The organism is Nocardia vinacea (genome assembly GCF_035920345.1).
In the GTDB taxonomy this organism is placed as follows: domain Bacteria; phylum Actinomycetota; class Actinomycetes; order Mycobacteriales; family Mycobacteriaceae; genus Nocardia; species Nocardia vinacea_A.
Genome location: NZ_CP109149.1, coordinates 6,619,816 through 6,642,330, shown reverse-complemented (window position 1 = coordinate 6,642,330; position 22,515 = coordinate 6,619,816). Strand labels below are relative to the sequence as shown.

Genomic DNA, 22,515 nt, shown 5'->3' with positions numbered 1-22,515 from the left:
CACGTCCAGACGTTAAACCCGCAGGTCAATCAGCCTTCGTGGGGGCGAATGCTGGTGAAGATACGCATCGCGGTGGCCGCGTCGACGGCGTTGGGGACGCCGGTGTCGGCGGCGATCACCATGACGAAATTGCCGCTATCGGTGGGGGTGGCGAAGGTGTAGACCGAATACTCGGTTGCGCAGCCCGGATTGACCTTGGTCGCGGTGCCCTTGGTCTCCACGAACATGCCCTGCTGGGAGCCGTCGAGCGAGCGGAGCGGCTGTGCGGCGCCCGGGGTACCGCCCGGTGAGTTGGTGTAGGCGATCTGGGCGGTCCTGGTGCCGAGTTCGGTTGCGGCAGTTGCCGAATCGGTGTCCTTGGAGCCGGTCAGGAAGGACACGGTGCGGGTCGAGCCGGGGCAGTAGCTCTTCCCCTCGGTGGCCAGCCCCTTGCCGGTGACAGCGTTCGGCGGTTCGCCGAAGCCGCCGACCTTGCCGTCGGGGGCCACCGTCCAGTCGGCGGGTACGTCATAGGCGGCCCCGAGGTCCGAGGCCACCACGACCTGGTAACCGGGTACGACGGGGGTCTCCTTATTGGCGGGGGCGTGGTTGGTGGTGGTCGGCTGGGGCGACGTATGTGAACCCGTGGGGGTGAGTGCGCTCACCATCGACGGAACCGGATTCTGCGCAGTGTCATCCGAGCCGTGGTTGGCCGTGACGATCGCCGCCGTCGCCCCGCCCGCGACCACGAGCGTCGCGACCGCGGCGGCGATCCATGCGGTGCGGCGCCCGTGGCCCGATCGGTTCGCGCTCGACGCGGCGGCCAAGTCAGAGGCGAATCGGTCACCGAAGAACGCATTCGAGCCACCGCCCGGGCCATGGGGCGCTTGCATACCGCCATACGGTCCGGATGGTGTTGCGCCGGGCTGGAATTGCGTCGTAGAGCCCGGCTGCCATGCCGGAGCGGGTTGCGGCGCCCATTGCAGGGTCGGATCGAATTGACCAGGGGCACTTACTGTTTGCTGCTCAGGCTGCCACGGCATGGGCAGGGCCGGTGCGACGCCGCCGTTCCACGGTGTGGCCGTCGGTTCGGGGCCGAACGGCGACAGTGCGGCCGGATCGAGGTGGACCGGCGCACCGAATGTGTCGTGCGCCGCGTCGGTCCCCGACTGCGTCTCGGATCCCGGCTGTCCCAGTGCAGGACCGAATTGCTCTGCGCCATAAGGCTGTTGCTGATACGGCGTACCGGTTTCGCGCCGGTCGTCGAAATCACTCACACTGTCCCCTGCCTGACGTCAGTCTCGGCAAAGGACCTTACAGCGTGTCTGGAAACCCTCTATCGATGGTTCCCGACACCATCCTTCTCGGATGTCCGCAGTGCACACCACCTGGTGCGCACGTTGGTTCCCGCTTCATCCGGGTTGGTTTCACCCACACCGCGATGCAGGCCAGAGCCCTCCCGTCCACGGGCATTGATCACCGGGGCTCGCGCTTCGGGCTCCCGGACCCGGGGGCAGTGGTGCTCTGCGCCTCGGATGAGATCAGTCTGCCGTAGGCCACCGACAGAGTTCTCAGATGCGCTCTTCAGCGGAATTCAGTGGGCGATGGCTTCCGAGGGTGAAACGCCCTGTCCGCTATCGGCATTGGGACGTTTCGGCGGTGCGGCGACCAGGGTCAGCAGCGTCGCCTCGGGCCGGCAGCAGAAGCGGTACGGCGCCCACGGCGAGGTACCGAGACCCGCGGAGACGTGCAGTTGGGTATGCGCGCCCCACTTGGACGAGCCCTTCACCCGCGAGCGATCGATACCGCAGTTGGTGACCAGCGCACCGTACCCGGGCAGGCACAGCTGGCCGCCGTGCGTATGTCCGGCCATGACCAGGTCGTAGCCGTCCTCGGCGAAGCGGTCCAGCACCCGGGGCTCGGGGGAGTGGGTCAAGCCGATGCTCAGCACGGCGAGCGGGTTGGGCGCACCGGCGACGGTGTCGTACCGATCGCGCTGCAAATGCGGATCGTCGACGCCCGCGCTCGCGATTCGAATGCCCGCGACCTCGACATCACGGCGGACATGAGTCAGATCGAGCCAGCCGCGCTCGGTGAATGCCGCGCGCAGGTCCTTCCACGGCAGCGGCGCGCCGTACACCCGGCGGTGGTCCTTCTTGAAGTATTTCGCCGGATTCTTCGCGACCGGCGCGAAATAGTCATTGCTGCCGAAAACGAAAAGGCCAGGGCGGGAAAGCAATCCGCCGAGGGCCTGAACCACCGCGGGCACCGACTTCTGGTGCGAAAGATTGTCGCCGGTATTGATGACCAGATCCGGCTCCAGCCGATCCAGCTCCCGAAGCCACTGCTGCTTGAGCTTCTGACCAGGCATCATGTGCAGATCGCTGATGTGCAGCACCCGTAGTGACGACGAGCCCGGCTGTAGCACGGGCATCGTGGCCTCGCGCAGTACGAAGGCATTTCGTTCGATCAGCGAGGCGTAGCCGATACCGGCCACCGCGGCCCCGGCGGCTCCCAACGCGGTTCGTCGGATAGCGGAGGTCGAGATTACGGGCATTTGCCCAGCATAGGTGACCCCGGTGCGGAACGCTGAGTGTGTTTCCGCACAAGCGGTCGACTGGTCGTTTCGAGCGACCTGCAAGCAGTCGCTGCTGACCCTTTCGAGCGACCTGCAAGCAGTCGCTATGGGGAAATCAGGTGAATCCGGGTCGAGCGCCGAATGTAGTGGGCCGGGAACGGGGAAACGGCTACCGTGTGGCACATGTCGGAACTCAAATCGCAGCTGCGTGCGGATATGACCGCCGCGATGAAAGCCAAGGACACGCTGCGCCTCGCCACCCTCAGGATGCTGCTCGCCGCCATCCAGACCGCGGAGGTCGCGGGCTCGCAGGCACGTGAGCTCTCCGACGCCGAGGTCATCGCCGTACTGCAGAAAGAGGCGAAGAAGCGCAGCGAGTCGGCCGAGGTCTACACCCAGGCCGGGCGTGGCGAACTGGCCGCCAATGAACATGCCGAGGCGCGCATTATCGATGAATATCTGCCGACGCAGCTGACCGACGCCGAGGTCGCCTACGTCGCCGATACCGCGATCGCGCAGGTCGCCCAAGAACTCGGCGAGCGACCGGGCATGCGGCAGATGGGCCAGGTCATGAAAGCCGCCACCGCGATCGCCGCCGGTAAGGCCGACGGCTCCCGCATTTCGGCCGCCGTGAAGTCGCGTCTGTAGCCGTATAGAAGAAAGCCGCCGATCCGGGATCCAGGTCGGCGGCTTTCGTATTTATGAAGCGTTATCGAGGGGCTGGGAATCCCGGAATACTCGGGAATCCCGGTATGCCGGGAATGCCCGGAATCGGAAGACCGGGCGCAGGCGCCGGTCCGGGGGCCGGCGCGGGCGCACGATCCGTCCCGTCGCTGATATAGATCGTGATCACCGACCCGGGAATCGCCGACCCATTCGGCGCTGTCCCCATCACCGTGCCCTTCGGCGGCGCACCGGTGCCGTTCACCGGCGAGACCTGGAAGCCCGCGGCGACCAGTGCGGCGGTCGCCTGACCTTGGGTCATGCCCGCTACATCGGGGACCTGGGCCTGGTTCGACCCGCGCACATACTTGTCGTCCAGCGGTGGCAGTGCGGGCGGCGGGAAGTTCCCGATCACCGACTTGACCGCGTTGAACCAGGTGCGAGCGGGTTCATTACCACCGAAGAGATTTCCGTCGCCGCAGCCGCGCAGCGGGAACGAGCAGATCTCACCGGGTGTCGGGCTGTCGCCGTAGATGTAGGCCGCGGCCGCAAGCGAATTGGTGAAGCCGAGGAACGCCGAGGAGCGGTGGCTCTCGGTGGTTCCCGTTTTGGCCGACAGCGGCTGGTTCCAGCCGGTGGCCTGCGCAGCGCCGGCCGCCGTACCGCTGATGTCGTCCTTACTCATCGCATTGGCGAGGGTGTTCGCCAGTCCTGGATCGACGACCTGCTCGCACGCCTGCTGGGTGAGCGGCACCGTCTTGCCGGAGCGGTCGATCACCTCCTTGATCGGCGAGGGCGGGCACCACCGGCCGCCGGAGCCCAAGGTGGCGGCCACATTCGACAGCTCCAGCGGGTTGATCGCGACCGGGCCCAGGGTGAACGAGCCGAGGTTCTGTTCCTTGATCATGTCCGCCAGGCTCTGGTTACCGTGGCCCGAGCTGCCCGCCTCGGTATAGGAGCGCATGCCCAGGCGCACCGCCATATCGACGGTCTGGGTGACCCCGACAGCCTGGATCAGCTTGACGAACGCGGTATTCGGCGACGTGGCCAGCGCCTCGGTCACCGACATCGGCGACTTGTAGTTACCCGCGTTCTGTACGCAGTAGGTGGCGGGCGGGCAGCCGCGCGCACCACCGTTACCCATGCCCTTAGCCTCGAACCGGCCGGGCACATCGAGCTGGGCGTTGATACCGAGGCCCTTTTCCATGGCCGCGGCCGTGGTGAAGATCTTGAAAATCGAGCCGGCGCCGTCACCCACCATCGAATACGGCTGCGGCTGCACCGTTTCGTTGGCATCGCGGTTCAGGCCGTAGGTGCGGCTGCTGGCCATGGCCAGCAGCGGATGCGAATCCTGTCCCGGCCCGACCACCGACATCACCTGGGCGATGTCGTCGAGGTTCGGGTTCGCGGCCTCGGTAACCGAACGTTTCACCGAATCCTGCAGAGCCGGATCGAGCGTGGTCTTGATCGTGTAGCCGCCGGTATTGATCTGCTCGCGGCTGATACCGGCATTGGCCAGATACTGCATCGCGTAGTCGCAGAAGAACCCACGATCGTTGGCGGCGATGCAGCCGCGCGGCAGCCCCTTCGGCTCGGGCAGCACGCCGAGCGGTTCGGACTTGGCCTTGCGGAATTCCTCGGCGCGGCTGGGGATGTTCTGGATCAGCGTGTCCAACACGGTATTGCGCCGCTGCAGCACACCCTCGGGATTGGTGTAGGGATTCAGCTTCGAGCTGGACTGCACCATGCCCGCGAGCATCGCCGACTGCGGCACATTCAGATTCGCGGCGTCGATGCCGAAGTAGGTCTGCGCCGCGTCCTGGATGCCGTAGGAGGAGTTACCGAACGGGACGAGATTCAGGTATCGGGTGAGGATCTCGTCCTTGGTCAGCTCCCGGTCCAGGGTGAGCGCCATCCGGATCTCGCGCAGTTTGCGCGCGGGAGTCGTCTCGATGGCGGCCCGGCGCTCGGCGTCGGTCTTGGCGACGACGAGTAGCTGGAAGTTCTTCACATATTGCTGATCGAGGGTGGAGGCACCCTGCTGGACCTCGCCGCTGCTCGTATTGGTGACGAACGCGCGCATGGTGCCGGTCCAGTCCACACCCGCGTGCTCGGCGAAGCGCCGATCCTCGATGGAGACGATCGCCAACTTCATATCGTTGGAGATCTTGTCGCTGGGGACCTCGAAGCGGCGCTGCTCGTACAACCAGGCGATGGGCGTTCCATTCGCGTCGACCATGGTCGAGACGGCGGGGACGGTGCCCTCCACCAGCTCTGCAGACACATTGTCGACGGCGTCGGCGGCGCGGTTGGAGACGAACCCGAAACCGCCTGCGAGAGGGAACAACAACCCGGCGACGAGCACGGCGGCCAGCGCGCAGCTGCCGGCCAGCCTCGCGAGCGTATGTGTGATCGGCACGGACCCAGACTACGGGGTGCCGATTCGGCGCTCTCGGGTGTGTTTGCCAGTAGCTCGGATCCTGGAGTTCTCGAGCGAGCGCAGCGAGTGAGCAATAGACACAGCCCCGCATGAGGCTGGCGGAGCTGAGCGCCGGCGAGGCGCAGTCTGCCCCGATTGGGCGTGTCGCGGGATGGATTCCGGCGTGTCGCGGAGGGGCGGGCCGCGGGTCGAGTCGACCGCCCGGTTCTGGATCACGGTTGCAGGGACGGACGTACCAAAAAGTCTCGGGACGGTCTTGCGCAGAAGCCATACCTTTACCTAGATTGAGAACCCAGTGTGATAGAGCTAACACTCAAAGTGGAATGTGGTGCAGTTCGCAGCGGGGTTTGGGTTGCTGCGACACTGGCACGCGATTCTGGAGCGCCGTTGACCCGGTGTTCGGACTGCAAAGGGGCACACCAAATGCACATGACAACCCCCATCGCTCGATTGGACGTAGAGCAGGCCGAAGCAAGGATCGCCTGGGTAGCCCAGGCCCGATGCAAGGAAGTAGACCCTGATCAACTGTTCGTTCGCGGCGCGGCGCAGCGCAAGGCGGCGACGATTTGCAGGCACTGCCCGGTGCTGATGCAGTGTGGGGCCGATGCACTCGACAATCGAGTCGAATTCGGCGTGTGGGGTGGAATGACCGAACGACAGCGTCGTGCGCTGCTCAAGCAGCATCCGGAGGTGACGTCCTGGGCGGACTTTTTCCAAGCCCAGCGTCAACATCAAATTGCAATCTAATCCTGGAGATGAAGCCGAGCCCGCGATTGCGGGCTCGGCTTCGTTAATGGTCTATATCAAACCGACATCAGAATGACACAGTCGCTCAGTCGATTTCGCTGCCGACCACGCCTCAGGCGGTCACCTCGACCGGGTGCGCATCGGTGAGTTGCGTCGCGACGGCACGCAGTGCCTCCAGATCGGAGACCTCGAAGGGCAGCGCGGTCACCGAGGCGATCGGCACCCGCGGATGCGCACCGGTGAACCGGTGCAGCAGATGCTGTTCGCGCTTGGCGGTAGCGACCCGCTGGGCGTGAATGCGCAGCACCGCGGCGGTAAGCGGATCGGATTCGGTGAGCTGATCGGCGGCGGTCAGCGCATGATCGGCGGACAGTGAACTGAGCATCGGGTGGGTCCGGTTCAAGATCAGTCCGGCCAGCGGCATGCGTTCGGTCGAGAGGCGGTCGACGAAGAACGACGCCTCGCGCAGCGCATCCGGTTCGGCGGCCGCAACCACCAGGAAGTGCGTGCCCGGCTTAGAGAGCATCGCGTACGTGCGGTCCGCGCGATCCTGGAAACCACCGAACAGCGAATCCAGCGACTGCAGGAAATTCGACGCGTCCTTGAGCATCTGGCCGCCGACAATGGTCGAAACACCGCGCACGGCCAGGCTCATCGCACCGGTCACCAATCGGGTGACACCGCGACCAGGAGCCATGATGACCCGGATCATCCTGCCGTTCAAGAAGTTTCCGAGCCGCTGTGGCGCATCGAGGAAATCGAGGGCATTGCGCGACGGCGGAGTGTCGACCACGATCAGGTCCCACTCCTTGCGCCCGGCCAACTGACCGAGCTTCTCCATCGCCATGTACTCCTGCGTACCGCCGAAGGAGGAGGCGACCGTCTGATAGAAGGGGTTGGCGAAAATCTGCTCCGCCTTCTCCGGACTGGTGTGCTCGAGCACCATATCGTCGAAGGTGCGCCGCATATTGAGCATCATCGCGTGCAATTCGCCCTTGGCCTCCGGACCGAGCGCCACCCGCTGCGGGGTGTTGTCCAGATCGGCGACACCGAGTGACTGGGCCAGTCGACGTGCCGGGTCGATGGTGAGTACCACGACCTTGCGACCCTGCTCGGCCGCATGCAATCCGATCGCCGCCGCGGTGGTCGTCTTGCCGACGCCGCCGGAGCCGCAGCAGACCACCACCCGCGCGGTGGGATCGGCGATAATGCTCGAAACATCCAGTGGCGTGGCCACATTCGAATTGCTCATCGGACCCCCTGCTTGCTCAGATGTTCGGCAAGTTCATAGATGCCACCGAGATCCATGCCGTCTGCGAGCGCGGGCAGATACATCCGCGTGACATCCACGTTCGCGAGTTCGGCGGCGCTTTCGTCCTGTGCCCGCAAAGTGGCCGAATGCTCGACAGTTTCGGTGATCAAGCCCTGGAAGTCCTGGTCCGACAGGGAAATTCCGGCCTCGGTGAGGCCGGCGCGAATGGCGTCGCGGTCGATATCGCCGTGTGCGGCGTTGTTGCGCACGTCGGCGGGTAGCTGGCCCTTGGTCGCCCGGTTCACGATGACGGTGCCGATCCGCAGGTCATTGGCGGTGAGTTCGGCGACCGCGTCGGCGGTTTCCTGCACCGGCAGCGCCTCCAGCAGGGTGACCAGGTGGATCATCGTCTGATCGGAGTGCAGCAGCCTCGAGACGCCCTCGGCCTGCGAGGCGATCGGCCCGCCCTTGGCCACCTCGACCATGGCCTGGGTGACATCGAGGAAGCTGGCGATCCGTCCGGTCGGCGGTGCGTCGACGACAATTTCGTCGAATACGGGCTTGCCCTGCTTATCCACCCGGACCGCGCATTCCTTGATCTTGCCGGTCAGGATGACATCGCGCAGACCGGGTGCGATCGTGGTGACGAATTCGATGGCGCCGACCCGGCGCATCGCCCGCCCGGCGAAGCCCAAGTTGTAGAACATATCCAGGTATTCGAGGAACGCGTGCTCGATATCCAGTGCGAGCGCGACTACTTCACCGCCGCCGTCCGCGGTGGCGATCCGGGTTTCGGTGGGCGGCAGCGGCGGCAGATCGAACAGCTGGGCAATGGATTGTCTGCTCTCCACCTCGACCAACAGCACCCGCCGTCCGCCCGCGGCCAGCGCGAGTGCCAGCGCGGCGGCGACCGTCGACTTACCGGTTCCCCCTTTGCCGGAGACATAGTGCAGGCGGGCCTTATCCGCGCGCTCCGGCCAACCCGTTTCCAGCCCCGGCTCCGCCGAAATAGGCACTGCTGTTGGTACTCCCACGATCGCGAGCCTATAACCCGTTCTGACGTCGCGTCCCAGCGATATGGTCAGCGCCTCATTTTTCAGTGATTCTGCCTCAGACAGTTGGAGCCGAGTTTGCCGCAGGGTGAGATACCTGCTCTATCGATCACAACGGAGCGAGTCTTACGAGCGACCCATTCGTGGCCTTCTCGCGGCCGAGGGGCCGAAGCGCATGCGGGCATCGACCATCCCCCGCCTGTGCATCGGGTGCCGAACGATCCGCCATCAGCAACCACGACAGAGCGAGTTTTACGAGCGACCCGTTCGCGGCCCGTCTCGCGTCCGAGCCGTCGAAGCGCATGCGCCGAAGGCGCGAGTCTCGACGGCGCCGCTAGCGACTGCTTGCAGGTCGCTCGAAAGGGTCGGACGCGAGACAGAAGGGGGCCGCGAACACGCAGCGCCGAAGGCGCTGCCAAAGTTACTGTCATGAGTGATTCGAAGGTGTGGGAGTACGCCACCGTTCCGCTGCTGACGCATGCGACCAAGCAGATCCTGGACCAGTGGGGCGCCGACGGCTGGGAACTGGTGACCGTGCTGCCCGGTCCGACCGGTGAACAGCACGTCGCCTACCTCAAGCGCCCCAAGTAACCGAAGGGACTTGCACATATGACCCAGTGGGAGAAGAACCTCGCCCAACTCGGCCTGACCCTGCCACCGGTCGTGGCACCGGTCGCCGCTTACATTCCGGCGATCCGCACCGGATCGCTGGTCTACACCTCCGGCCAGCTGCCGTTCGTGGACGGCCAGCTCTCGGCGACCGGCAAGGTCGGCGCGGAGGTCTCGCTCGATCAAGCCAAGGAGGCGGCCAAGTTCTGCGCGCTGAACGCGATTGCCGCGGTGCACGATCTGGTCGGGCTCGACGCGGTGGTGCGCATTGTGAAGGTGGTCGGATTCGTCGCCTCCGCACCGGGATTCACCGATCAGCCGCAGGTCATCAATGGTGCCTCGGAGTTGCTCGGCGCGGTCTTCGGTGATGCGGGCGTGCATGCGCGCTCCGCGGTCGGCGTCGCCGAACTGCCCCGCAACACCCCCGTCGAAGTCGAGCTGATCGCCGAAGTGCGCTAGACAGGTTCGATGACGCTCACCCATCCCGCATACGGCCAGCTGCGGCAGGTCACGCCGACCGCGGCGGTCGTGCTCGCGGACAATCCCGGCCAGATGACGCTGGAGGGCACCAATACCTGGCTGCTGCGCGCGCCGGGACAATCGGAATACGTCGTCGTCGATCCGGGACCGAAGGATAAGGCGCACAGCGAGACGATCGCCCGCGTCACCGACGGCAATATCGCGCTCACCCTGATCACCCACCGGCATCACGATCACACCGGTGGTATCGACCGGCTGGTCAAGCTGACGGGTACGCCGGTGCGGGCCAGGACCGCCGAATTCCTGCGCGATTCGGATGCGCCGCTGGTCGACGGCGAGGTGATCGAGGCCGCCGGACTGCGGATCATCGTCCTCGACACCCCCGGCCACACCAAGGATTCGGTGAGTTTCGTACTCGACGACGCGGTGTTGACCGGTGACACCATCCTCGGCTTCGGCACCACCGTGCTCGATTCCACCGACGGCACCCTCGCCGATTACCTGGCATCGCTGGACAAGCTGGTCGAGGCGGGTGCGGGACGCGCGCTGCTACCCGCACATGGTCCGGATCATCCCGATCTGGAACCGATCGCGCGGTACTACATCGCGCATCGGCGGGAGCGGCTCGATCAGGTGCGGGAGGCATTGCGCGTGCTCGGCCCGAACGCGGGTGCGATGTCGGTCGTGCGCAAGGTCTATGCCGATGTCGACAAGCGGCTGTGGCCGGCGGCACGCAGTTCGGTGCAAGCGCAGTTGGAGTACCTGCGCGCCGAGCAGAACTAGAAACACCGAAGCACGCTGAGTTCATGTGGTAGCTGAACTCAGCGTGCTTTCGCGCTCAGATGCCGCGGCGGCCACCTGCCGCGACGCGTCTTCGTAGCGGCCGGGTGTCCGTCGCCACTCGGATTCGAGCGTCAGCGCGCGCGGCGGGCCAGGCGCTCGGAGTCGGAGATCAGCACACTCTTGCCTTCCAGCCGTAGCCAGCCGCGGTGCGCGAAGTCGGCCAGAGCCTTGTTCACGGTCTCGCGGGAGGCGCCGACCAGCTGCGCGATCTCTTCCTGGGTGAGGTCGTGGGTCACCCGCAACGCACCGGCCTCCTGGGTGCCGAACCGCTGTGCGAGCTGCAGCAACGCCTTGGCGACCCGGCCGGGGACGTCGGTGAAGATCAGGTCGGCCAGGTTGTTGTTGGTGCGGCGCAAACGACGGGCGAGAACGCGCAACAGTTGCTCGGCGATCTCGGGCCGCTGGTCGATCCAGGACTTGAGTGCGTCACGGTCCATGGTGACCGCACGGACCTCGGTCACGGTGGTAGCGGTCGAGGTGCGCGGACCCGGGTCGAAGATCGACAGCTCACCGAACATGTCCGACGGACCCATGATGGTCAGCAGGTTTTCCCTGCCGTCCGGGGAACGCCGTCCGATCTTCACCTTTCCGGTGGTGATGATGTACAACCGGTCGCCGGGCTCGCCCTCGTTGAAGATGACATGGCCGCGCGGGAAATCCACGGGCTGCAGTTGTTTGGCGAGAGCCGCCACCGCGGTGGGCTCTACGCCTTGGAAGATGCCTGCTCTGGCGAGGGCCTCGTCCACGAATGTGCTCCTTATGGGAAATGGCTCTGTCCTGGACCGAAGCGATTCGGCCAACAGCGCAGTCTACGCGGCATTACAGCAGCGTAGTGACAGACACCACGTAACGAGTGGATTGCGCGGCGTGCCAGGTACCGGTTGGTAGGGGATTCAGCTGGCGCGTGCGACGTCCAGCTCTTCGCCACGGGACCGGCGCCTGCGCATCCGTGCCACCGCGGCGGGCAGTCCGAGCTTCGTCAGCTCCTTCACTTCGGCGTTGCTTGCCTTGTCCAGGTACTGCTGAACCTCTTCGTCGGGTTCGAGAAGTTTGCGGAGCCGATTCTCGACCCGCTCCATGCCCAGTGCAAATAGCATCAGCACCACTGGGAAGAGCACCACAGCGAGTCCTTGCATGACGAGCAGTAAACACGGTCTAGGTCTCAGATGGAACACGGCAAGAGATCTAGGAGGGCACCGTTGTGGGGTGGTTCCGTATGGTGGACGCGTGCGTGTCTCCCCCTCCACAGCTGCCGTGAGCGGGCCTGCGCCTGCCGTCGAGGCGACCGATGCGCAACCCGCCGCGGTCCCCGCGCCGAAGCGCAAATCCCGAGCGCGACAAGCGGAAACCCAACTCGGCCTGACCCGAAGGGCCCGCCGGATGAACCGCACTCTCGCGGTGGCTTTTCCGGACGCGCACTGTGAGCTGGATTTCACTACACCGCTCGAATTGGCGGTTGCGACAATACTTTCCGCGCAGTGCACCGATGAGCGGGTGAATCTGACCACACCAGCGCTCTTCGCGAAGTATCAGGATGCCCGCGCCTATGCCGAGGCAAACCGTGCCGAGCTGGAGGAATACATCCGGCCGACCGGCTTCTTCCGCAACAAGACCAGTTCGCTGATCGGGCTCGGGCAGGCGCTGGTCGAACGCTTCGATGGTGAATTGCCTCACACCCTCGACGAACTGGTGCAGTTGCCTGGCATCGGCCGCAAGACTGCCAACGTCATCCTCGGCAACGCCTTCGGGGTGCCCGGCATTACGGTCGACACCCATTTCGGTCGGCTGGTGCGCCGCTGGGCGTGGACCACCGAGGAAGATCCGGTGAAGGTCGAACACGCCATCGGCGCGATCATCGAACGCAAGGAATGGACAATGCTGTCCCATCGCGTGATTTTCCACGGGCGTCGGGTCTGCCATTCCCGCAAGCCCGCATGCGGTGTCTGCATTCTGGCCAAGGACTGCCCGTCGTTCGGGCTCGGGGTGACCGATCCGGAAGCCGCGGCCAAGCTGGTGAAGGGTCCGGAGGCGGAGCATTTGCTCGAGCTGGTGGGCCGGTGAGACGAATACCTGTCGCGGCGCGCCTGGCGCTGGCAGGGTTGATCACCGTTGTGGCCTTGGCGGTCGCGCTGTGGCCCCGCGATAACGACGACACCGCGACGAGCGGCGACCACCCGGCGAATTCCCTTGCGAGCTCATCGGTCGAGGCGCGCACCGCCGCCGGGCTCGCGAATTGTCCGACGCCCGCGGCGGATACGGTGGGACGCGGGCCGCTTGCCGGACTCGCCCTGACCTGTCTGTCCGACGGCAAACCGGTCGACCTGGCGGCCGCACTCGCGGGCAAACCGGCACTGCTGAACCTGTGGGCGTACTGGTGTGGACCGTGTGCCAAGGAGTTGCCGGATGTGCAGGAGTACGCGCGACGGGCCGGAAACGCGATTACCGTGCTGACCGTGCACAGCGATCCGGATGAGGCGAGGGCGCTCGCGCTGCTGACCGACCTGAAGGTGACGTTGCCCGGCGTCCTCGACCCGCGCACCAAGGTGCGAACCGCGGTCGGTGCGCCCGCGGTGCTGCCGGTATCGGTGTTGTTGCGTGCCGATGGTTCGGTCGCCGAGGTGGTGGTGCGGGCCTTCAACGGCGTCGACGATATCGCCGATACGGTCGCGAATAATTTGGGAGTTGCGGCATGACCGAGATCTCCGTGCCGCACAGCATCCCGCGGTGGCTGCGCCGAGCGGCGGACCCGAATACCGATTCCACCGACACACTGTCCTTGGCGCGGGCGGTGCGGCGGGCCATGACGATCAGCACCACACCGCGGCAAGCGGCCGTGCTCGTGCTGTTCAGTGGTTCGCCCGAAGCCGATCCCGAGACGCCGGGCGGGCTGCCCGCGAATGCGGATGTGCTGCTCACCCAGCGCGCGTCCACCATGCGCCAGCACCGCGGCCAGGTCGCCTTTCCCGGCGGAGCGGTCGATCCCGGCGACTCCGGACCGATCGATACTGCCCTGCGCGAGGCCTGTGAGGAGACCGGGCTGGCGCGCGAGGGCGTCGAACCGTTTGCGGTACTGCCGAAGCTTTTCGTGCCCCCGTCCCGATTCGACGTGACCCCGGTGGTGGCCTACTGGCACACCCCGAGGGCGGTCCACGTGGTCAACCACATCGAGACCGAACGTGTCGTGCGGGTGCCGCTCGCCGATCTGCTGGATCCGGCGAATCGCTTCATGGTGCGCGGCAGCCTCGGCTATCAGAGTCCGGCATTCCAGGTGGACGGAATGCTGGTGTGGGGCCTGACCGGCGGCATTCTGGCGGGCATCTGCAAGGCCGCCGGGTGGGAACGGGACTGGGACCACAGCGATGTTCGCGATCTAGAGTCCGCGCTGGCGGCCGTAGGGATGACGTTATGAGCTCATCGGCTTGGCTCGATATCGCGGTGGTGCTGCTCGCGCTGCTGGCCGCCTCCTCCGGTTGGCGGCAGGGCGCGGTGGCCTCCGCGCTGGCCTTCCTGGGCGTCGTACTCGGCGCGGTCGCGGGCATTCTCATCGCGCCGCACATCCTGGTCCATGTCAACGAGGGCAGACCCCGGGTGCTCACCGGCGTGCTGTTGATCGTGGTGCTGGTCATCGTCGGTGAAGTCGCGGGCATGGTGCTCGGCCGGGCCGCCCGCGGCGGTATGCGGCATCCGTTCACCCGCAGCGTGGACAGCGTCGTCGGCGCGGTGCTGCAGGCGGTCGCGGTGTTGGTCACCGCATGGCTGCTGGCGTTGCCACTGGCCACCTCGTCTCAGCCGGCCATCGCCGCGGCCATCAATGGTTCGAAGGTGCTCGCCGACGTCAACGATGTGTCCCCGAATTGGCTGCGGCGGCTGCCGAACGAATTCTCCAAACTGCTCAACACATCCGGGCTGCCGGATGTCATCGGACCGTTCGGTCGCGCGCCGATCGCTGCGGTCGAACCGCCTGACCCCAGCGTGCTCGCCAGCCCGGTCGCGGCCTCGCTGCAGCAGAGCGTGCTGCGCATCCGCGGCGTGGCGCCGAGCTGCCAGCGGGCGTTGGAGGGTTCCGGCTTCGTGATCGCGCCCGAACGCGTGATGACCAATGCGCACGTGGTCGCGGGTACGACGAGCGTCAGCGTGGATACCGCGCGCGGGCCGCTCGAGGCGACGGTGGTGCTGTTCGATCCGTCCAAGGATGTCGCGGTGCTCGCGGTGCCCGGCCTCACCGCCCCGATCGTCCCGCAGGCGCCCTCGCCCGCGCACTCCGGCGACAGCGCCATCGTGCTCGGCTACCCGGGCGGCGGACCGTACACGGCCAGCGCGGCTCGGGTGCGCGAGACACTGGATCTGACCGGGCCGACCATCTACCGCAACGGCACGGTGGAGCGTGAGGTCTACACCGTCCGTGGTTTGGTGCGGGCCGGTAATTCCGGTGGGCCGCTGGTGGATACCGAGGGGCAGGTGCTCGGGGTGGTCTTCGGTGCGGCTGTCACCGACGATGACACCGGTTATGTGCTGACGCTGAACGAGGTGCGTGCGCAAGTGGAGGCTGCGCCCGGGTCGAATACGCAGATTCAGACCGGAGCCTGTGTACTGAGCTGAGACCGGCTGGAGGCGACTGGTTACGCGAGCCGGTCGCCCGCCCGGGTCGGACCCAATTCGGCCACAGTGCCCAAGGTTCCGGCGGTCGCCAAGGCATGACCGCGGGCCGCCAACGCTCGAGCACCGGTCCTTTGCATGCGGCGCCGACAATGGTCGGATCGGCCGGCACGGTCGATCCGACGGGCCTGCGTGAAACCGGTGCCGACGCTGAGCATCGCTCGGATGCATCGCAGTGGCGCGGCATGTCCGGACCACGCTGCTCGACGAGTTGTCCAGGCAGGAACCGGCTACCCGAGCAGCTTGGCCAACTCCATCGTGACCGCTTCCGGGTTCTCTTGGTGCGCGAAGTGACCCGCGCCGGGAATCACGACCTGTCGCCGCTGTGGTGACAACCGGCGGCCGCGCTGGAAGGTCGCGGGCAGGATGTAGCCGTCGAGTTCACCGCGCATGGCCAGCACCGGAATGCGGATCGGCACCCGCATGGTGGCCATGAACCGCCGACCATCCGGACGCCACTGACTGCGGAAGGCCCAGCGCTGATACTCCAGCGCACAGTGCGCCGCGCCCGGAATCTGGATGGCCGAGCGCATCCGATCGGCCGTATCGATGAATTCGGCGGTGCCCGACCAGGTTCGGCTCACCCGCTGGCGTAGCAGCCGCTCGACCTCGAAGCCGTTGCCGGTGGTCAGCAGATGTTCGCCGTAGCGCGGCAGCTGATAGCGCAGGAAATTCGGCAGCCAGGTGCGGCGCTGACGCCGGTCCCGCAGTACCGAGCTCTTGAGCGCGGCCGGATGCGGGGAACTCACCAGTGCGATCGAGCGCACCAGTCGTGGATGCAGCACCGCGGTCGTCCAGCACACAAGGCCGCCGTCGGCATGTCCGACCAGCGTGGCCTCGGAATAGCCCATGGCGCGGATGAGGCCGGCGATATCACCGGCCAGCGTCCAACCGTCATAGCCGCGCGGCGGTTTATCGCTGTCGCCGTAGCCGCGCAGATCCACCGCGACCGCGCGGTAGCCGAGTTCCGCGAGTCCGGTCAGCTGATGCCGCCAGGACCACCAGAGGTCGGCGAATCCGTGCAGCAGGACGACCAGCGGTGCGTCCGGGCGGTCCGGCTCGGCCTCGACGACATGGAAGCGAATGCCGTTTGCGTGCACGTCCCGATGCGTCCACGGACCGTCGTAACGGACGCTGGACGGATCGGGAAATGAGTTCGACGACACGCCGACCGAGCCTAGTAGGGGTCCGGCTAACCACCTAGTCGACGCTGCCGCGCCGCCCGACCGCCTACTTCGACGGATGCTCGAGCGACTTCGACTGCGTCGGCTCCGCGAGCGCGAGGTGTTCCTCGTGCGAGCCGAATCCGCTCGGCAGCACCGTGCGCGCCTGCTTGAGCGAATCGATCGTCTTCTCCGGCGCCCGCAGCTTCTTGACCCGCAGATAGCCGAGCAGGGCGAGCACCGCCGTCGCGACGATCATCAGCAGGAACACGATCAGGAACGCCGCCCAGCGCGCCAGCCAGACATCGAGCAGCTCGCCGAGGAAGAAGAAAAAGAAGAAGGTGCTGAACAGCAGCACGGTCAACGCGAGGATGAAGTAGACGCTGCCCTGCAGCCCCTTCTTGATCTCCCCGGTCACCTCGGCCTTGGCCAGCTCGACCTCGGCCCGCACCAGCGTCGACATCTGCTCGGTGGCATCGCGGACCAGGGTACCGAAGCTCGCCGACCCAGCCGGGTTGGCGTCCGAGAGGGGAATCGAGGTCACGGTGCGGTCGCGACGCGACTCGTCCCCGTTACCGCGCTGCGTCCCATTCCTATCTTGGGCGAAACTCACTTGGTCGACCCTTCTCCCTGTCCCGGCACTGCTTCCGCCTCAGTCTCTCGTTCTATCGCACGCGCGTCCCGCCGCGCCTGGTGGACACGCCCACGCCGCAACAGTAGCGCCGAACCCGCGAGCGACGCCGTCATTGACGTCACCAACACCGCGGCCTTCGCCAATTCGACGGCCGAGCCGTCACCGACGTCCGTCAGCGCGAGTTCTGCCACCAGAAGGCTAACGGTGAAGCCGATCGCACCGAGCACCGAGAGGGCGAACATGTCCCGGTAGCCCAGGCTGGCCGGACGCTTCGCGATGCCCAATCGGATTGCCACCCAGCTGATTCCGAAGATGCCGACGGTCTTGCCCAGTAGCAATCCGAGAATTATGGCCAGCGACAGCCTATCGCTGAACAGCTGCTGGAAAACCTTGCCGTCCAACGGAACTCCGGAGGCGAACAAGGCGAACAGCGGTACACAGAGCCCGGCCGAGATCGGCTGGATCATATGCTCGAGCCGCGTTGCCGGGGCTCCGGTTTCGCCCGGGTCCTTGCGCACCCTGGTGAGCAGACCGAGCGCGACACCGGCCAGTGTCGGATGGATGCCCGCCTCGTGCAGCGCGTACCAGGAGATCAGCGCCAGCGGCACATACAGCAGCGGTGTGGAGATCCGCTTGTGCTGGGCCAGCGCCCACCCCGCGAAACAGCCTGCCGCCGCCAGTAGCCACAGCGCCGACAGCGTCGTGGTGAACAGCACCGCGATCAGGATGATGGCGAGCAGATCGTCGACCACCGCGAGGCTCAGCAGGAAGACCCGCGCGCTGGCCGGGATCCGGGAACCGGTCATGGCGAGCACGGCCAGCGCGAACGCGATATCGGTCGCCACCGGGATCGCCCAGCCTCGGTCCATCCCGTCGACGCCGAATCCGACGGCAAATGCAATCAGTGCCGGAGTGACCACGCCGCCGACCGCCGCGATGATCGGCAGCACGGCCCGCTTGGGATCGGCGAGTTCGCCGACCACCAGCTCGCGTTTGAGCTCCAATCCGGCGACGAAGAAGAAGATGGCCAGCAGACCGTCCTTGGTCCAGTCCGCGACGGTGAGATCCAGATGCAGTGCCTTGATCGGCAGGGCGTACTCGGTGACGGTGAAGTAGCTCTGGCCCCACGGCGAGTTCACCCACAGCAACGCGGCAGCAGCCGCGATCATAAGTATCGCGCCACCAACGGTTTCGGTGCGTAGATAGCGCGTCAGCTCCGAGCGAACTTGGGTGATCACGGGAAACCTTCCGCCAGGGTGGACTCCGACCGCGGACGCGCAATCCCACCGAACCGGCTTTCAGGTACACGACCGCATGCCGACCAGGCTTCCCGGCACACCTTACGCAATTCTAACGGGTACGGCCGGTGACGAATTCCGTCACCGGCTGTACGCGATGTGCCGGCTCAGGCGCGGCTGGCCCGAATCGCCTCGAAAACATTCGGATCGACCAGCGTCGAGGTGTCGCCCAAGTCGCGGCCCTCCGCGACATCGCGCAGCAGTCGCCGCATGATCTTGCCGCTGCGGGTCTTGGGCAGCTCGGGCACCACATGGATCTCGCGGGGCCGGGCGATCGGGCTGATCTCCCGCGACACCTCCGCCTTCAGTTCGTCGATCAGCGCGTCGCCGGTGTCCTTGGCCTCGGCCGTCAGGATCACGAAGGCGACGATGCCCTGGCCGGTGGTCGTATCGCTGGCGCCCACCACGGCGGCTTCGGCCACCCCGGAGTGACCGACCAGTGCGGATTCGACCTCGGCGGTGGAGATGCGGTGACCCGACACATTCATCACATCGTCGACCCGGCCGAGCACCCACAGATCGCCGTCGGCATCGAGCTTGGCGCCGTCACCGGCGAAGTACCAGCCCTGTTCTGCGTAGCGCTCCCAGTAGGTGGACCGGTAGCGGTCCATATCGCCCCAGATGCCGCGCAGCATCGACGGCCACGGCTGATCGAGCACCAGGTAGCCGTTGGCCTCGGTCTCACCGAGCTCGACCGCCTTGCCCTCCTCGTCGACGACCTTCGCCGAAATTCCGGGCAGCGGGGTCATCGCCGCACCGGGCTTGGCGGCGGTGACGCCCGGCAGCGGGGAGATCATGATCGACCCCGTCTCGGTCTGCCACCAGGTGTCCACGATGGGCGCGGTGTTCGCGCCGATCACCTGGCGGTACCAGCGCCAGGCCTCCGGATTGATCGGTTCGCCGACGCTGCCGAGCACCCGGATGCTGGACAGGTCATGCGCGGCCGGAATCTCCCTACCCCACTTCATGAATGTGCGCACCAGCGTCGGTGCCGTGTAATAGATTGTGACGCCGTACTTTTCGACGATATTCCAGTGCCGGTGCTCATCCGGGAAGTTCGGTGTGCCCTCGTAGACGACCTGGGTGGTCCGGTTCGACAGCGGTCCGTAGACGATGTAGGTGTGCCCGGTGACCCAGCCGATATCGGCGGTGCACCAGTAGATGTCCTGTCCGGCCTTGTGGTCGAAGACATTGTGGTGGGTGTAGGACGCCTGGGTGAGATATCCGCCGCTGGTGTGCAGGATGCCCTTGGGCTTACCGGTGGTACCGGAAGTGTAGAGGATGAACAGTGGGTGCTCGGCGTCGAAGGCCTGTGCCTGGTGTTCGGGAGCGGCCTGCGCGACGGTCTCGTGCCACCACAGGTCACGGCCCTCGGTCCACGGCACCTCGATATCGGTGCGGCGCACCACCAGTACATGTTCGACAGAGTGCGGCACATCGCCATTGGCGTAGAGCGCCTCGTCGACGGCCTCCTTGAGCGGAGCGGCCTTACCGCGACGCCACTGACCGTCGGTGGTGATGATCAACCGCGCGCTCGCGTCGTCGACGCGCTGGCGCAGCGCGGTGGGGGAGAAGCCGGCGAATACCACCGAATGCGTCAGTCCGAGTCGGGCGCAGGCCAGCATCGACACGATCGCCTCGGGCACCATCGGCATATAGATGGCGACCCGATCGCCCGCTTCGAGCCCGAGTTCGGTCAGATAGTTTGCGGCGCGGGAAACTTCGGCGAGGAGTTCGGCGTAGGTGATGTCGCGGGAGTCGCCCGGTTCGCCCTCCCAATGGATGGCGACCTGATCGCCGTGCCCGTCGAGCACATGGCGGTCCACGCAGTTGTAGGCGACATTGAGCTTGCCTTCGACGAACCACTTCGCGACGGGCGCGTCACTCCAGTCGAGCACCTGTGTCCACGGCTGCTCCCAGTGCAGCCGGTCGGCCTGCTCGGTCCAGAACGCGTCGCGATCCGCCGTGGCCCGCTGGTACAACGACGCGTCGGCATTCGCCGCCGCGGCGAACTCCGCGGTCGGCGGGTACGAGTCCCGGTGGTCGGTGGTTTCGGTCATCTCGTCTCTTCCTTACGTAGCCCCGTGGTGCTGGCAGTCGCAGTCGATTTCGACAGTAACCAACTGTGATCCAGCCCGCGCCTGCTGTGTCCATTGGGTTTCCATCCCGTCACCGCGGCGGGTATCCTGCGCGATCCGCTGACAAACCGGGCCTTCGGTAGCTATCGTCATAGACCAACCAGCTCCGGATGCCGGAAGCCCCAACGGAGGCATACTTCCGGCGAATGGCTGTCTTCTCCCTAATGTTTAGCGCGTTTCGACTATGTTGCCGGATTGGTAACAAGTGGAACGAACCTCTGTCAATCCGGTGACAAGGCTGCTTCGAATAGCTAACGTCCCAGGCATTCCAAGGCGGATCGAGTCGAGGCGCGCTGGGCAGATACTCATGCGTCGTCGCGGATCCCCTTCGCCTGTCTCGAAATCGGGAGAACGCGTTGAGATTCAACAGAGCTACAGCGTTGACCGCGGCAGTCCTGCTGGCCACAAGCCTGGGACTGTCCGCATGTTCGTCGAGCGATAGTGCCGACGCCGACATCGTCACCACGAACGGTGGTGAGCCGCAGAATCCGTTGGTGCCGACCAATACCAACGAGAATATGGGCGGCCGCGTCGTCGACCGGCTGTTCGCGGGTCTGAAGTACTACGACGGCAAGGGCGTTGCGCACGACGAGATGGCCGAGTCCATCAAGACGACCGACCGCAAGACCTACACGATCACCATCAAGCCGGATTGGAAGTTCACCGACGGCAGCACGGTGACCGCGAAGTCGTTCGTCGACGCCTGGAACTACGGCGCCCTCGGCACCAACGGTCAGCTGCAGAGTTATGCGTTCACCCCGATCGTCGGATTCGACGAGGTGTCGGCGGAAAAGCCAACGACACAAACGATGTCGGGTCTGAAGGTGGTCGACGACCGAACCTTCACCGTCGAGCTGAAGTCACCGTCCATCGACTTCGAGACCGAACTCGGTTACGCGCCGTTCTATCCGCTGCCCGATGCCGCGTTCAAGGATATGAAGGCCTTCGGTGAGAATCCGATCGGCAACGGCCCGTACAAGTTCCAGACCTGGGAGCACAACGTCAAGATCGACCTGACGCCCAACCCGGACTACAAGGGCGGACGCGCGCCCAAGAACAAGGGTCTGCGGTTCGTCATGTACCAGTCGTTCGACACCGCCTACTCGGACCTGCAGGCAGGCAATCTCGATACCCTCGACACCATTCCGGACAGCGCGCTGACTTCGTACAAGAAGGACCTCGGCGATCGCGCGATCCTGGAGCCGTCCGCGCAGAACCAGCACATCGGCGTCCAAGCCAATGTCCCGCACTTCGGCGGTGAGGAAGGCCTGCTGCGTCGCCGCGCCATCTCGATGGCGATCAACCGGCAGCAGATCTGCGACACCATCTTCAACGGCACCAAGATTCCGGCGCGCGACTTCACTTCGAGCACCCTGCCCGGATTCAACGGCAACCTGCCCGGCTCCGAGGTGTTGAAGTACAACCCCGAAGAGGCCAAGAAGATCTGGGCGCAGGCCGACGCCATTTCGCCGTGGTCGGGGCGCTACGAAATCGCCTACAACTCCGACGGCGGCCACCAGGCATGGATCGAGGCCGTGGCCAACAGCATCAAGAACACCCTCGGTATCGATGCCGTCGGCGCGCCGTATCCGACGTTCAAGAACATCCGAGATCTGGTGAACCAGAAGACGATCGGCAAGGCGTTCCGCTACGGCTGGCAGGGTGACTACCCGACCATGCTGCAGTTCCTCACCTCGCAGTACTACAGCTACTCCGAGACGAATAACGTCGACTACAAGAGCCCCGAATTCGACCACCTGCTCGACGCCGCACTGGCCGCGCCGACGCTGGAGGAGTCGTACAAGATCGTGGCGCAGGCGCAGGCGTTGCTGATCAAGGATATGGCCGATATCCCGGTGATCGATTATCTTGCCGCGGCGGGACGTTCGGACAAGGTGAAGAAGGCGGACCTGGCCTGGAATGGTCTGTTCGACTTCGAAAACATCGAGAAGTAGCCGCTCGGCGCGGTCGTGCCGCCCTTAC

At 65.6% G+C, this 22,515-nt stretch carries 21 protein-coding genes; 10 read left to right on the top strand and 11 right to left on the bottom strand.

Annotation, left to right across the window (positions count from 1 at the left end; genetic code table 11):
- Positions 1-29: 29 nt before the first annotated feature.
- Entirely contained in the window at positions 30-1,256 is a 1,227-nt protein-coding gene (locus tag OIE68_RS30320) for a hypothetical protein (RefSeq protein WP_327094431.1), read from the bottom strand.
- A 317-nt stretch (positions 1,257-1,573) separates the two neighbouring features.
- Entirely contained in the window at positions 1,574-2,536 is a 963-nt protein-coding gene (locus tag OIE68_RS30315; protein ID WP_327094430.1) for a metallophosphoesterase, read from the bottom strand.
- Between the two features lie 204 nt (positions 2,537-2,740).
- On the opposite strand from OIE68_RS30315, the gene OIE68_RS30310 reads away from it, so the two are divergent.
- Positions 2,741-3,205 carry a GatB/YqeY domain-containing protein gene (locus tag OIE68_RS30310; protein WP_327094429.1) on the top strand — a complete coding sequence of 155 codons (465 nt, stop codon included), beginning with the start codon at positions 2,741-2,743 and terminating at the stop codon, positions 3,203-3,205.
- Positions 3,206-3,266: 61 nt separating this feature from the next.
- Here the strand turns inward: OIE68_RS30310 and OIE68_RS30305 are convergent, their stop codons facing one another.
- On the bottom strand, positions 3,267-5,639 hold the full coding sequence (locus OIE68_RS30305) for a penicillin-binding protein (protein WP_327094428.1): 2,373 nt from the start codon (positions 5,637-5,639) through the stop codon (positions 3,267-3,269).
- 444 nt (positions 5,640-6,083) lie between these two features.
- Here OIE68_RS30305 and OIE68_RS30300 point away from each other — a divergent pair, with 444 nt between their 5' ends.
- A complete protein-coding gene (locus tag OIE68_RS30300) occupies positions 6,084-6,407 on the top strand; it encodes a WhiB family transcriptional regulator (RefSeq protein WP_040686051.1) in 324 nt (107 codons plus the stop codon).
- 112 nt (positions 6,408-6,519) lie between these two features.
- On the opposite strand, the gene OIE68_RS30295 is transcribed toward OIE68_RS30300, so the two are convergent.
- Positions 6,520-7,659: an ArsA family ATPase gene (locus OIE68_RS30295; protein ID WP_327094427.1), complete on the bottom strand. Its 1,140-nt coding sequence runs from the start codon at positions 7,657-7,659 to the stop codon at positions 6,520-6,522.
- Complete coding sequence (locus OIE68_RS30290; protein WP_327101867.1) at positions 7,656-8,675, bottom strand: ArsA-related P-loop ATPase; 1,020 nt, start codon at positions 8,673-8,675, stop codon at positions 7,656-7,658. The genes OIE68_RS30295 and OIE68_RS30290 overlap by 4 nt, the downstream gene beginning before the upstream one ends.
- Before the next feature lie 465 nt (positions 8,676-9,140).
- On the opposite strand from OIE68_RS30290, the gene OIE68_RS30285 reads away from it, so the two are divergent.
- The 3 genes from OIE68_RS30285 to OIE68_RS30275 are packed head-to-tail and all read left to right on the top strand — an operon-like array spanning position 9,141 to position 10,583.
- The gene (locus OIE68_RS30285) at positions 9,141-9,302 is read left to right on the top strand and encodes a DUF4177 domain-containing protein (RefSeq protein ID WP_085998464.1); all 162 of its coding nucleotides are present in this window, start codon (positions 9,141-9,143) and stop codon (positions 9,300-9,302) included.
- A gap of 18 nt (positions 9,303-9,320) precedes the next feature.
- Positions 9,321-9,779, top strand: a complete 459-nt coding sequence (locus tag OIE68_RS30280) for a RidA family protein (protein ID WP_040686054.1) — start codon at positions 9,321-9,323, stop codon at positions 9,777-9,779.
- 9 nt (positions 9,780-9,788) lie between these two features.
- A complete protein-coding gene (locus tag OIE68_RS30275; protein ID WP_327094426.1) occupies positions 9,789-10,583 on the top strand; it encodes an MBL fold metallo-hydrolase in 795 nt (264 codons plus the stop codon).
- Between the two features lie 131 nt (positions 10,584-10,714).
- Here OIE68_RS30275 and OIE68_RS30270 read toward each other — a convergent pair whose 3' ends face one another.
- Both OIE68_RS30270 and OIE68_RS30265 read right to left on the bottom strand, forming a co-directional pair.
- Positions 10,715-11,389 (bottom strand): Crp/Fnr family transcriptional regulator, encoded by a 675-nt coding sequence (locus OIE68_RS30270; RefSeq protein WP_040703546.1) that lies wholly within the window; start codon positions 11,387-11,389, stop codon positions 10,715-10,717.
- Between the two features lie 147 nt (positions 11,390-11,536).
- On the bottom strand, positions 11,537-11,779 hold the full coding sequence (locus OIE68_RS30265) for a hypothetical protein (protein WP_040686056.1): 243 nt from the start codon (positions 11,777-11,779) through the stop codon (positions 11,537-11,539).
- A gap of 91 nt (positions 11,780-11,870) precedes the next feature.
- On the opposite strand from OIE68_RS30265, the gene nth reads away from it, so the two are divergent.
- The 4 genes from nth to OIE68_RS30245 are packed head-to-tail and all read left to right on the top strand — an operon-like array spanning position 11,871 to position 15,242.
- A complete protein-coding gene (gene nth, locus OIE68_RS30260) occupies positions 11,871-12,704 on the top strand; it encodes an endonuclease III (protein WP_419150579.1) in 834 nt (277 codons plus the stop codon).
- Complete coding sequence (locus OIE68_RS30255; RefSeq protein ID WP_419150578.1) at positions 12,701-13,336, top strand: TlpA family protein disulfide reductase; 636 nt, start codon at positions 12,701-12,703, stop codon at positions 13,334-13,336. The genes nth and OIE68_RS30255 overlap by 4 nt, the downstream gene beginning before the upstream one ends.
- Positions 13,333-14,052: a CoA pyrophosphatase gene (locus OIE68_RS30250; RefSeq protein ID WP_327094425.1), complete on the top strand. Its 720-nt coding sequence runs from the start codon at positions 13,333-13,335 to the stop codon at positions 14,050-14,052. The genes OIE68_RS30255 and OIE68_RS30250 overlap by 4 nt, the downstream gene beginning before the upstream one ends.
- Positions 14,049-15,242, top strand: coding sequence for a MarP family serine protease (locus OIE68_RS30245; protein ID WP_327094424.1), 1,194 nt, complete (start codon positions 14,049-14,051; stop codon positions 15,240-15,242). Before OIE68_RS30250 ends, OIE68_RS30245 begins: the two co-directional genes overlap by 4 nt.
- A 287-nt stretch (positions 15,243-15,529) precedes the next feature.
- On the opposite strand, the gene OIE68_RS30240 is transcribed toward OIE68_RS30245, so the two are convergent.
- The 4 genes from OIE68_RS30240 to acs all read right to left on the bottom strand — a co-directional run bounded on the left by OIE68_RS30240 (position 15,530) and on the right by acs (position 20,454).
- Positions 15,530-16,465 (bottom strand): alpha/beta hydrolase, encoded by a 936-nt coding sequence (locus OIE68_RS30240; RefSeq protein WP_327094423.1) that lies wholly within the window; start codon positions 16,463-16,465, stop codon positions 15,530-15,532.
- 64 nt (positions 16,466-16,529) lie between these two features.
- Complete coding sequence (locus OIE68_RS30235) at positions 16,530-17,075, bottom strand: phage holin family protein (protein WP_419150577.1); 546 nt, start codon at positions 17,073-17,075, stop codon at positions 16,530-16,532.
- Positions 17,072-18,331, bottom strand: a complete 1,260-nt coding sequence (nhaA, locus tag OIE68_RS30230; RefSeq protein ID WP_327101863.1) for a Na+/H+ antiporter NhaA — start codon at positions 18,329-18,331, stop codon at positions 17,072-17,074. The genes OIE68_RS30235 and nhaA overlap by 4 nt, the downstream gene beginning before the upstream one ends.
- A 170-nt stretch (positions 18,332-18,501) precedes the next feature.
- A complete protein-coding gene (gene acs, locus OIE68_RS30225; protein WP_327094422.1) occupies positions 18,502-20,454 on the bottom strand; it encodes an acetate--CoA ligase in 1,953 nt (650 codons plus the stop codon).
- Between the two features lie 434 nt (positions 20,455-20,888).
- On the opposite strand from acs, the gene OIE68_RS30220 reads away from it, so the two are divergent.
- A complete protein-coding gene (locus OIE68_RS30220) occupies positions 20,889-22,487 on the top strand; it encodes an ABC transporter substrate-binding protein (protein ID WP_327094421.1) in 1,599 nt (532 codons plus the stop codon).
- Positions 22,488-22,515: the final 28 nt, after the last annotated feature.

Coding starts and splice junctions, on each gene's coding strand:
- OIE68_RS30315 (WP_327094430.1), bottom strand. CDS start 2,536: ATGCCCGTAATCTCGACCTCCGCTATCCGACGAACCGCGTTGGGAGCC.
- OIE68_RS30310 (WP_327094429.1), top strand. CDS start 2,741: ATGTCGGAACTCAAATCGCAGCTGCGTGCGGATATGACCGCCGCGATG.
- OIE68_RS30300 (WP_040686051.1), top strand. CDS start 6,084: ATGCACATGACAACCCCCATCGCTCGATTGGACGTAGAGCAGGCCGAA.
- OIE68_RS30295 (WP_327094427.1), bottom strand. CDS start 7,659: ATGAGCAATTCGAATGTGGCCACGCCACTGGATGTTTCGAGCATTATC.
- OIE68_RS30285 (WP_085998464.1), top strand. CDS start 9,141: ATGAGTGATTCGAAGGTGTGGGAGTACGCCACCGTTCCGCTGCTGACG.
- OIE68_RS30280 (WP_040686054.1), top strand. CDS start 9,321: ATGACCCAGTGGGAGAAGAACCTCGCCCAACTCGGCCTGACCCTGCCA.
- OIE68_RS30275 (WP_327094426.1), top strand. CDS start 9,789: ATGACGCTCACCCATCCCGCATACGGCCAGCTGCGGCAGGTCACGCCG.
- OIE68_RS30265 (WP_040686056.1), bottom strand. CDS start 11,779: ATGCAAGGACTCGCTGTGGTGCTCTTCCCAGTGGTGCTGATGCTATTT.
- OIE68_RS30250 (WP_327094425.1), top strand. CDS start 13,333: ATGACCGAGATCTCCGTGCCGCACAGCATCCCGCGGTGGCTGCGCCGA.
- OIE68_RS30245 (WP_327094424.1), top strand. CDS start 14,049: ATGAGCTCATCGGCTTGGCTCGATATCGCGGTGGTGCTGCTCGCGCTG.
- acs (WP_327094422.1), bottom strand. CDS start 20,454: ATGACCGAAACCACCGACCACCGGGACTCGTACCCGCCGACCGCGGAG.